Source organism: candidate division WOR-3 bacterium (assembly GCA_026418155.1).
Classification (GTDB): domain Bacteria; phylum Hydrothermota; class Tepidihabitantia; order Tepidihabitantales; family CAIPLT01; genus JAOABV01.
The window spans coordinates 1-10974 of sequence record JAOABV010000056.1; the positions used below are offsets into that span (position 1 = coordinate 1).

The window sequence follows — 10974 nt, forward strand, 5'->3', positions numbered from 1 at the left end:
CGATGATGTAGTTCCAACTATTGTGATTTCTGACACTTCGGCATTGGAAGGTAATATGGGCACCAAGTCATTTGGCTTCTATGTGACTTTGTCGAATCCAAGTTATCAGACGATTACGGTTAATTATGCAACTGCAAATGGTACCGCGACAACCGGTGATAACGATTATATTGCGACCAGTGGTACTTTAACCTTTAATTCTGGTGAAACTTCAAAACGGATTGGTGTTACCGTAAATGGTGATTATAAATATGAGACGGATGAAACATTCTATGTCAATTTGACTAATTTAGTTAATGCAACATTTGGCGATGACCAGGCAGTTGGTACGATTCTCAATGATGACGATATGCCGACAATGACAATTAATGATGTTTCTCTAACTGAAGGTAATACTGGCACTAAAGCTTTCGTCTTTACAGTAAGTTTGAGCAATCCGAGTTATCAGACAATCACGGTTGATTATGCGACAGCCGATAATACCGCAACAATTGCTGATAATGACTACAATTCCGCAAGCGGCTCTCTAACATTTGATTCGGGCGATGTTTCTAAGACAATCACAGTCTATGTGAATGGTGATTACAAGTATGAACCGAATGAAACCTTCTTTGTCAATCTCACAAATTTAGTTAATGCAACTTTTGGCGACAATCAAGGACTCGGCACAATTCTCAATGATGATGTAATTCCAACGATTCTAATTACTGATGTCACTGATACTGAAGGCGATTACGGCACAAAACCATTTACCTTCGTCGTATCTCTCTCTAATCCAAGTTATCAACAAATCACAGTTGACTTTGCCACCGCAAATGGCACTGCGCTTACTCCTGGTGACTATATCGCTAATAGTGGTGTGGTTACTTTTGCTCCTGGTGATGTTTCTGAAGATATTGTAGTCCAGGTTGTCTCTGATAAAATCTTTGAACCGGATGAGTACTTCTATGTTAATCTTTCCAATCCAACAAATGCGATATTTGGTGATAATCAAGGACTTGGCACAATTCTCAATGATGACCCATATCATGATGTTGAAGTCAAATTGATACTTGTGCCAAGCGATACAATTGTGACTTGCACCCCGATTACACCACAGATTTTAGTTGGTAATAATCGCATACCTACAGGAAGAGAAATCTGTACGCTGGCGGTAAAGATGTGGCGCTATCGCGTGAAATATGACTCGGTCTGTCATATTTCAATGAACCCGCTGGATTCAGTAATCTTAATTGATACGATGTTTGAAATCAATATTCCATATGGCGATACGATTATTAAACTTGCTCCCTGGCATCCAATTTGGGGAGATATCTTCTGGATTAATTCACCAACCTATCATATGATATATGCGAATGTTCATATGGAGAATGACCATAATCCAGCTAATGATACCAAACAAAAGAGATTTACGGTAAAATCTCGCGACCGAGATTTACAAGTTAATTATGCAGGCTTACTGCTCGGTAAGACCTTAGTTGTTGATACAATTCTCACAGGCGTTTCCTACAATACATTCTCAGTCGTATCTAACTCTCCATTTGGTCCAACAGTTGGTTTCCGTTCCTGGTTCAAAGTCGTGAAAGTGAGTAATAATATAACTGTCTACTCTCGCTATTTAGACAGAACTTTAGCACCAGGAGCTTATGCTTGTCTCTATTATCAATCTGGTTGGGTTCCGACTGAAGAAGGTCTTTACAAGATTATCTCTTGGATTGAAACACGTCCAGGTTATGATTTGGTAGCAGAGAATAACCTAATTGAACGCTACTATTATGCAAAACGACCGATGGGCGACAACGTCCAAGGTGTACCTAGTGCAATACCGACAACATTTGCCTTAATGCAAAATTATCCCAACCCATTTGTGCATATGACTCAAATCCGTTGGCAGATACCTCGAGAAGCCTGTGTAACGATTTCGGTCTATGATGCAACTGGTAGAATTGTGAAGACTTTAGTCAACGATAAATTCAATGCCGGCTACTACAATACGATTTGGAATGGCACGGATAATAATAATCGCAAGGTCGCTTCAGGTATCTACTTCTACGAAATGAAAGCAGATAACTACAATGCAAGATATAAAATGGTTATAACTCACTAATAGAAATCATCGGCTTTCGGGGCTTGTGCCGAAGAACAAGCCCCCGTTTTTATTTAGTATGCCCACATTGTCTTAAAATATGGTTTCATCGTTGAAAAGAAATATTTGTTGACATTGTCATACCATAGTCTATAATTTTATTGACTATGTTTTATTTACCATTTTCTATTGCAGTTTTTATTATATTAATTTTACTTTTGCCAGTTCTTTTTGTGCTTTTTTCCGTAGGTGCGATTGGTATTGCGTTTCAAAAATTAGGATTATCACCAGGAACAGGATTGATGTTCTTCTTGTTTTCGCTCATTGGTAGTGCAATCAATATTCCGATTCAACAGAAATGCTTTACTGAACCATGCAATGAATCAGATGTTTCTATCTTATATAGTTTTCTATTTGGAATGAAACCAAAATATTTAGAAAGACAAGTTCTGGCAATTAATCTTGGCGGATGCATCCTACCTTGTCTTTTGTGTTTGTTTCTATTATTCCGAACACCATTGATACCGACTTTAGTTTGTACACTTATTATGATTATCGTTTCAAAATTATTAGCCCGGCCAACACCGGGAATTGGCATAGCAATTCCCGCGTTTATTCCACCGATTGTTTCCGCAATTTTAGCAATGCTCTTCGCAGGACGTGCTGATGCGGCACCGGTTGCTTATATTTCAGGTGTGCTTGGGGTATTGATTGGTGCCGATTTAATGAACATCAAGACAATTCAAAAATTCGGTAGGGGGATAATGAGTATCGGTGGTGCCGGAGTGTTTGATGGGATTTATTTAGTGGGAATAATTGCGGTGTTGATTACTTGATAAATAAATTTTTTAATCTATAGCAGGAATCGAGAAAATATTTATCGAAGAAGAAATTTGGTTCATTGTTAATTAAAACACATATCAAAGACCAATCAGTATATTGTTTGATAACCAATAGCAAGAATTACTTAAATATATGAAAGATATTTACCGAAAGTCGTGGCCAAAAGCAATTATTTCTTGAAATCCAATAAAAACAGACTTCTTGCTCATCAATAATACTAAATAACAACAGAAAGTAGGGGGCTAGCCCGGGGCTAGGTCAGGTCTGACCTTTTATTAGAATTATTCAGAACGGGATAAAAGGATGGTTTACCTTATATGCGGATTATAAAGATGCTATATGGTACGGGTTAGGTTATACAATGTTTAATAAATGTTCAGAAAAATAAACTTTTTGTCATTCCATCATATTCTTTGAGTTTTTAAGTTTCCGGTAGATTACTAATCGGCGTTTAATTTTAGTTGTTGGTAAAACTGTGTCTTTTATTTTATCTAAGATAAATTTATGCTTTTCTGCTATATGAGTAGCCTGAAGAATTTCTGATTCACTACTTTCAACTTTATAAAAAATAATTTTACCTTGATTAAATAATAAGTTAGCAGCGATAGGTAAAATTTCAGAGATTTTTCCTAATAATCGTGCTAAAATGAAGTCAAATTTCAGGTTTTTAATTGTTTCCGCGCGTTGATTTAATACCCAAGCATCGTTTAGTTGTAAAGTTCTGAGGACCTCGTTAAGGAAAAGCGCTTTCTTTTTGATTGATTCGACTAAATATAATTTAAGGTCTGGTCGAAGAATTTTAATCGGAATACCGGGCAAACCAGCCCCGGTTCCTAAATCCGCAACAATTGAATGCTCGGAAATTTCATTTATCGCTGAAATTGAATCAATAAAATGATACGAGATAATGCGGTTAATGTCTTTACGGGATATAAGGTTTATCCGACGGTTCCAATCAAGTAAAAGTTGATGATAGGTTTGAAACTTTGTTAATTGTTCTTTAACCAGATTGATATCTAATTTTTTACACCATTCGGATAACACCGACCATTGCGTTGATAACACTTTGAGAATTGCAAAAGTTCTTTTTTCTGTAAAATTAAGCGGTTTGCTAAAAGATAAATCTAAGGTTATTCTATAATGACCTTTTCCATAATTACTGGCGTTAGCGGTTTGTTGGTTCGGGGGTCAGTAGGAAATGTCGCGATTTTATCGACAACATCCATTCCATCGACAACTTGACCAAAGATAGTATAGTTGCCATCCAAATGAGGTGTTGGCGCTAAACAGATGTAAAATTGACTGCCACTGGATGCCTTGGTGGGATTAACCTGGTCGCCCAGTCGGGCAGTTGCAACTGTGCCTCTGATGTGTTTGAATTTGGGGTTGATTTCTGCTGGAATTGTATAACCTGGTCCACCAGTGCCATCGCCTTTAGGGTCACCACCTTGGATAACAAAACCAGGAATCACGCGGTGAAAAGTAAGACCATTATAAAAACCTTGCTGGGCAAGTTTGATAAAATTAGCACAAGTTAGAGGAGCATCTTGAGTGTAAAGTTCGATTTTTATTTTACCTAAAGATTTTTCACCGCTTTTCACAAAAATTACTGCATATTTTGACGCCGATTGGCTTGGCATTGATTCTGGTTTTGGAGTTGCTGAAGTAATTGCTTTTGCCGATGCTATCTGACTGTCAGTTTTGGTTGGTGGGGTAGATGTTTGGGGCGCGGATTTTTTAGGTCCACCACAACTTAGGATTAAGGTAAAGCAAATTAAAGCCGTTAATAGATGTTTTGTAATCATATGATTACCTCCACTTTAATTTAGATTTTCAACATCAATATAATCCTTTAGGCTCAACGATGGATTACAATTTTTTGTTGCATTTTTTCTTTACCATTATCAAGAATACAAAAATAGACACCACAAGGAACATATGAACCGGTATGGTCTTGAGTATTCCAAATTATTTGATCAAATAAATTTAATTCTTTGATTAGAGTTCCGTGTGTATTATATATTTTTATCTTTTGATTTTTATTGGGATTGAGGTGGACAAACTTTACATATGATTTTGCAGGATTGGGTAGTATTTGATAATAGGAGTTTTGAGATGTAATATAAGAAGGTGAATTTTCCTCAATTAAAGTTAATGGTCTATTATAGGCGATACCATCTAAATCAAATCCCGCATATGGATTATTAGTCGAAGCACCACTAGCATCAACGATTTTTATATACCGAGCGCTATCTAATCCGGCAGCGGCTAAATCAAAACTGGTTGTGCCATTACCATTGCCACAAGAAAACCAAGCACCAAGCCAGTCATTAGTAACATACACCTGATAATTCTCGCGAGATGTGTCGCCTTCAAAGATAGTAAAATCGGCTCGAGGAAGATTTCTAATTGGTGGGTCGGCTTCAAGCACAATCGTACTATTACTGATTGAACCTATAGAATAATAGATGCTATCAGGTTTACCTAAGCCGTCCATAGTCCATGTAGCATCAAGATAAGAAGAAGTATTATCCCTTCGCACCCAAACGATTTTTTGAACATAATAAAGATTATCTGTGTCGGGCAATAAATTAATATCAAGAAATACAGTTCCTGTGCTGGGCACATTTACTGTATAAGTTTTCGGCTGATAACCATTGGCAAAGACAGTAAAGGTATAAGTGCCGGCGGATACCATTTTATGAAAATCGCCGATGGTCTTATCTGTATAAATAGGCCACCTTCTGGGATTGGTAAATTTAATCATTGCAAAAAGTGGTTGCTGGGTAATCGAGTCTCGAACAATACCAGAAATTCCCCAACCAGCACGGGTTATCATTGCTAACAAGGCGCGACGGTTAGCCACGCAGATACTATCAATGCGGGCTTGTTGTGATGGTTGTTGAGTTTCAATGGTTGTGCCAATGCCACCCCATATGCCAAAAACCGCGTCCTGGGCTGAGCCACGGGCAACATACCAGTCAAAACCATTAATTTTAGTTAGCCGAGTCGTTGAAGAGCCATAAGTAGAGTCAGCATATTCTTGAGAGATTGCGATGATATAATTACTATCAGGCGGGTCTTTAGGATGATAATCCCATAAATAATTGACATAAGAAGCAGTTGAATGATATTCATATTCTAAAGTTATATTATTATTTTGGGAGTGTCTTTGCATAGCCCGAGTTTCAGGTTGAGACCAAGGTGAAGAACTACCTGTTTGCCACATATAACCATAATCGCGATTCAAATCAACACCAGCAGCATTGTAACGGTTGTTACTAATATGACCATCAGCATTTAGAATTGGTATTATCCATATTTCTCGATTGTTAATTAAATCAGTAACAAGTTGGTTGATACCATAATTTTCCACAAGGTATTTAAGAAATGATAGAGTAACTTCTGTAGAAATTTTTTCATTACCATGATGAGCACCGACTAATCGGATTTCAGGCTCAGGTTCTTCTGCCAAAGGATTATCTGTGACCTTCATTGCTAAAATTACTCGATTTTGGACTGATAGACCAAGTGTCTCTAATTTAGTAATGTTGGCGTATTGATTTCTAATAGCATACATTGAACTACAAACTTGAGCATAAGTGTGATAGCCTTGAAGAGTTTTTTCTAATTCTTGTTGATAATCGTCAATTAGAACGGTTATTTTATAACCGGCATTAATGATCTGTTTTTTTTGCTCAGATGTCGCATAAGCATCAACATAACTCTCTTGAGCATCAATAATTGCCAGCCAAGGAAATTTTTCTTGTAAGTTATAAACTTCTTGGTGTCGGTTAATCCAAATCCGGATTACACTTTCTTTTGGAATTTGCCGACCATAAAGTAAAGTTAATCCAGATAAGCAAAAGAATAATAAAAGTAATTTTTTCATATTAATTATTTTAATTCGGAAAAATATTTCTGTCAATCATTACCTAAAGAGAATACTAAAAAGTCAATTTTCCCATTGAATAATTGAAATTACTAATATTTCTCGAATTTTCTGTGGCTTACGAAGAGTTGGTAGTTCTTCTTCAGAGTTTTTTCTAAAAGATTAATACTTGACTTCTATCATTCTCTTTGATATAATTTATTGCTTACAGAAAAGGGAATTGTATGACAAAAAGGAAATCCCATATCGACAAAAAATATTTAGGATTAATAATTCTCGGAAGTTTATTAATTGGCAATTTGAATGCGGATACAACTTTTTTTGTTCAGAATTTCAATGGAAATTGGTCTACTACTTCGCCTCCTTCAGGATGGACAATTATTAACCAACCTACTTATAGTCAAAGTTGGCAAAGAGATTCTGCAGGTCTTCATTGGTCAAACAATCATTCTGGATATGCTGAATTAGCTTATGACAAGGGTCTTCGTCAAAATGAAGTGGATTCTTTGATTTCACCAATTATTGATTGTAGCCGCTATCGTAATGTAATTTTAAGATGTTCGACTTATTTCCGGCACAATCAAGGCAATTATATCGCAAAAATCGTCGGTTCAACTGATGGCGGTGCCACTTATCCTTATGTAATCAAAAATTATTATTTTACCTATCATAACTTTCCTCAAACAGAAACATTTCTGCTCAATTGGGCTCAAGAGAAAGATAGTATCAGAATTGCCTGGGTTTTTACAGGAAATATTATCAATATCCATTTTTGGTGTTTAGATAATGTCTCGCTTACTGGAAGATATGTGTATGACAAAGATGTGGCTTGTCTTAATATCCTTCGACCTTATGTAATTCAACCGCCGGGATTTTGCACCCTAATGGTTAATATTGCTAATGTGGGAAAAGAAGACCTTAATTCAGTCAAAGTGCGCTGTTCAATCATTGATTGGGCGAACAATTTTTTACATTTAGCGGATACTACGATTAGTTCATTAAATTATCAAGAAACCTTATCAGTGAAGCTTTATCCACCATATAATTTCCAAACACCTACTTTCTATTGGGCAAAAGCATATTGTGAAGTTGTTGCTGATGAAAATTATTTGAATGATACCGCATCATTGAATTTTAGTGTTAGCTGGTCGCAAACATTACGTTATTGTGAAGATGAACCATTGGGCCGTGACAGTTTTCCTGTTGGTGAGCAAGGTTGGGGTGTTAAATTTACACCGGACAATTATCCTGCGCAAATCGATAATGTTGAGTTTTATTTAGGTAATCCTTCAGGTACGGCCCGATTTAAAGTCAGAATCGTCGATGACGACGGACCGTATGGCGCACCAGGGACAACAATTTATGAGACACCATTCTGTAAAGCTGAAGGAGATTCCCAACCCTGGAATACTATTCTTTTGTTCGAAGAGAACATATTTATCCGAGAAGGTTCTTTCTATGTGTTTTACATTCAAGTTGATGACCAACCATTTAATACATTCTTATATCATGATGGTCTTAGAGACTATGATGAGATATATTATGAATATCAAGATAGCACTTATGAACAGGATTTTCCTCAAGGTGATTGGCTAATTCATACGCGTCTGATTTATCGACCCTATCTTATTGAAGCGAATGATGTCCGAACTGTATTCGTTAAAGAGCCGCGAGATGAATTTGTGCGCCGGCCTTTTATTTATGCCCACCCAATCACAGCGCGGATCGAAAATGTTGGAATTAATAACCAGTCCAATTTTATAGTAAGTTGCACAACCCGTTCCTATTATGGTAATTTAATTCGATATTATGATACGGAAACTATACCTTATTTAGCATCTGGTCAAGGAACTTTTGTCAGATTCTCCCGTGCTTGCACAGTTCGATTTAACGACCCGGTTTATGTGGTCGTTACCACGCATCTTAGTGCTGATTTAAATCGCAGTAATGACAAGAAAGAAAAATTTGTCAGCCTCACATTAGGAAAATTCACTGGCCACGAAACACCGACTAAGTATGCTTGGTTTGATTCAGATTCAATTGGTGGTCCAGAATTTAGTTGGATTGATACTAACGGTGCCTATTTATTAACTGATTTTGGTGATGACACAACTTATCAAATACCTCATTTGATACCTTTCGCATTTCCATTTTATGATAGCACTTATCGTCAGGTCTATGTTTCTACGAACGGCTATATAACTTTTTATCCCGAACAAACTTCTTCATCAGAGAATTTGCCAGCGCCATCTGGTCAGACACCTAATTGTGCAATTTATGTGTTTTGGGATGATTTACTTTTACCTTCTGACCGAACTGGGAAAATATTCTATCATCTTTATTCAGGACAATCGCCCAATCGCAAATTTGTTATTACCTGGTATAATGTTGCTCGCAAAAATAGTCCAGACCGATTAAGTTTCCAAATAATTTTGTGTGAAGATGGCAAAATAATTTGCCAATATCGAGATGTGTTTTGCGGAAATCAATGGGCGAATTTCGGTAAATCAGCCACTGTCGGTATTGAAAATCAAAATGGCACCAAAGGTTTAACCTATCTCTTTGGTTCAGAGACCAGTATTATAAACTGGCCTGAAAACAGACTTGAAGCAAGACGAGCGATAAGATTTTATAAAGAATTCCGCGATATTGGAGTTAAAACAATTCTTGCACCTAAAGATTCGATCGTGCCTGGAACAATTACACCAATGGCAATTGTCAGAAACTATGGCACAGAAATGGAGGATTCAGTCCTAATCTATCTTAAAATCATGCGAAATAATGACACGGTTATAGTCTATTACGATTCGTGTTTTATTCCCGCAATCTTTCCGGAACAAGAACGATATGCAGTATTCTCAGATTGGGATGCCCATTTAGGGATTTATACTGTAACTTGTTCAACCAATATGATGGATGATTTTAATCATAAGAACAATGTTTCGCGAAGTTCGGTTTCAGTTTTGACTTGGATATTAAAAGCGCCGATACCAGTTGGCCCTGCAAACAAAAAAGTAAAAAATGGTGCTTTAGCCTATGCGCCGCCGTATAATAAAATTTATGCGCTTAAAGGCGGCGCTTGTGATGAATTCTGGTGTTATGATATCGCAACCAATTCGTGGGAATCTTTACCTCGGATGCCTAAAACACCATCAGGTAAAAAACCCAAAGCCGGTTGTGCCTTGACTTATGGTAACGCAAAGATCTTCGCGTTTAAAGGAGGAAATACAGATGATTTCTACTCATATGATATTATGAACCGAACTTGGCAGGTTCTGAAACCAGTCAGTTCTAATTTTACTTTAAGTAAACCCAAAGATGGTGCCGGTTTAACTTTTAGCGAAGACTACGGTTTAGTGTATGCTATTATCGGCAATAACACTAATGTCTTGCTTGCGTATAATCCCAATCAGGATACTTGGTATGATGTTGCCCAACTCCAATTTCCCTATACTTATGATGGTAAACCATTTCGCGACGGTGCTTCAATAAATTATTACGCTGGAGTTATTTATATTATTAAAGGCAATCAGAGTAACGAAATCAGTCGGTATAATATTTCTCAATATAATTGGATTGAACCTTGTACAATACCCAATCGCATTAAAATCAGAAGTGGTGCAACTTCAACCTGTCAGTCAGCAACTGGTATAATCTATTTCTTTATTGGCGGTACCAAATCAAATTTCTTGGCATATAATATTGGCGCTAATTCTTTTGATTCGCTTACACCAATTCCTTTAGGTTATAACCGGAAAAAAGTTAAAAAAGGTTCGGCATTAGTTGCAACCCCGGCTCATTTAATTTATGCATTTAAGAGTGGAAATACCAATGAATTTTGGGCTTATGCTTACTGGGCAGAAACTAAAGATGATGTCAAGGCAGATAAAAAAACATATATTCAAACAGAACCTTCGTTTCAAAGCACTGTCGTCAATTCTACACACTCTTCTACAATCGCTTATGTCTTAACTGAGAAAGCAGAAGTGGAATTAAATGTTTATTCGATAACCGGCCAACTTGTTAAAAAATTATATAGGCAAGAACAGTTGCCAGGAACTTATCAAATTCATTGGAATGGCAAAAATAGCCGCGGACAGAATTTAAGAGGAATCTATTTTATCAAAGGTCGAATCGGCGTACATCCTATAAC

6 protein-coding genes are annotated in these 10974 nt (G+C 36.9%); 3 read left to right on the forward strand and 3 right to left on the reverse strand.

Annotated features, from left to right (window positions below; all coding sequences use genetic code 11):
• Both N2201_06240 and N2201_06245 read left to right on the forward strand, forming a co-directional pair.
• Nucleotides 1–2107 (forward strand): T9SS type A sorting domain-containing protein (locus tag N2201_06240; GenBank protein MCX7785804.1); only part of this gene is annotated, 2107 nt, incomplete at its 5' end.
• A gap of 146 nt (nt 2108–2253) precedes the next feature.
• Complete coding sequence (locus tag N2201_06245; protein MCX7785805.1) at nt 2254–2922, forward strand: DUF1614 domain-containing protein; 669 nt, start codon at nt 2254–2256, stop codon at nt 2920–2922.
• Between the two features lie 403 nt (nt 2923–3325).
• On the opposite strand, the gene rsmG is transcribed toward N2201_06245, so the two are convergent.
• The 3 genes from rsmG to N2201_06260 form a co-directional block, all read right to left on the reverse strand.
• Nucleotides 3326–3994 (reverse strand): 16S rRNA (guanine(527)-N(7))-methyltransferase RsmG, encoded by a 669-nt coding sequence (rsmG, locus tag N2201_06250; GenBank protein ID MCX7785806.1) that lies wholly within the window; start codon nt 3992–3994, stop codon nt 3326–3328.
• Nucleotides 3995–4059: 65 nt separating this feature from the next.
• Complete coding sequence (locus N2201_06255) at nt 4060–4734, reverse strand: peptidylprolyl isomerase (GenBank protein MCX7785807.1); 675 nt, start codon at nt 4732–4734, stop codon at nt 4060–4062.
• A gap of 53 nt (nt 4735–4787) precedes the next feature.
• Nucleotides 4788–6821, reverse strand: a complete 2034-nt coding sequence (locus N2201_06260) for a M14 family zinc carboxypeptidase (protein ID MCX7785808.1) — start codon at nt 6819–6821, stop codon at nt 4788–4790.
• A 224-nt stretch (nt 6822–7045) separates the two neighbouring features.
• Here N2201_06260 and N2201_06265 point away from each other — a divergent pair.
• On the forward strand, nt 7046–10974 hold a 3929-nt coding region (locus N2201_06265; protein ID MCX7785809.1), incomplete at its 3' end, for a hypothetical protein.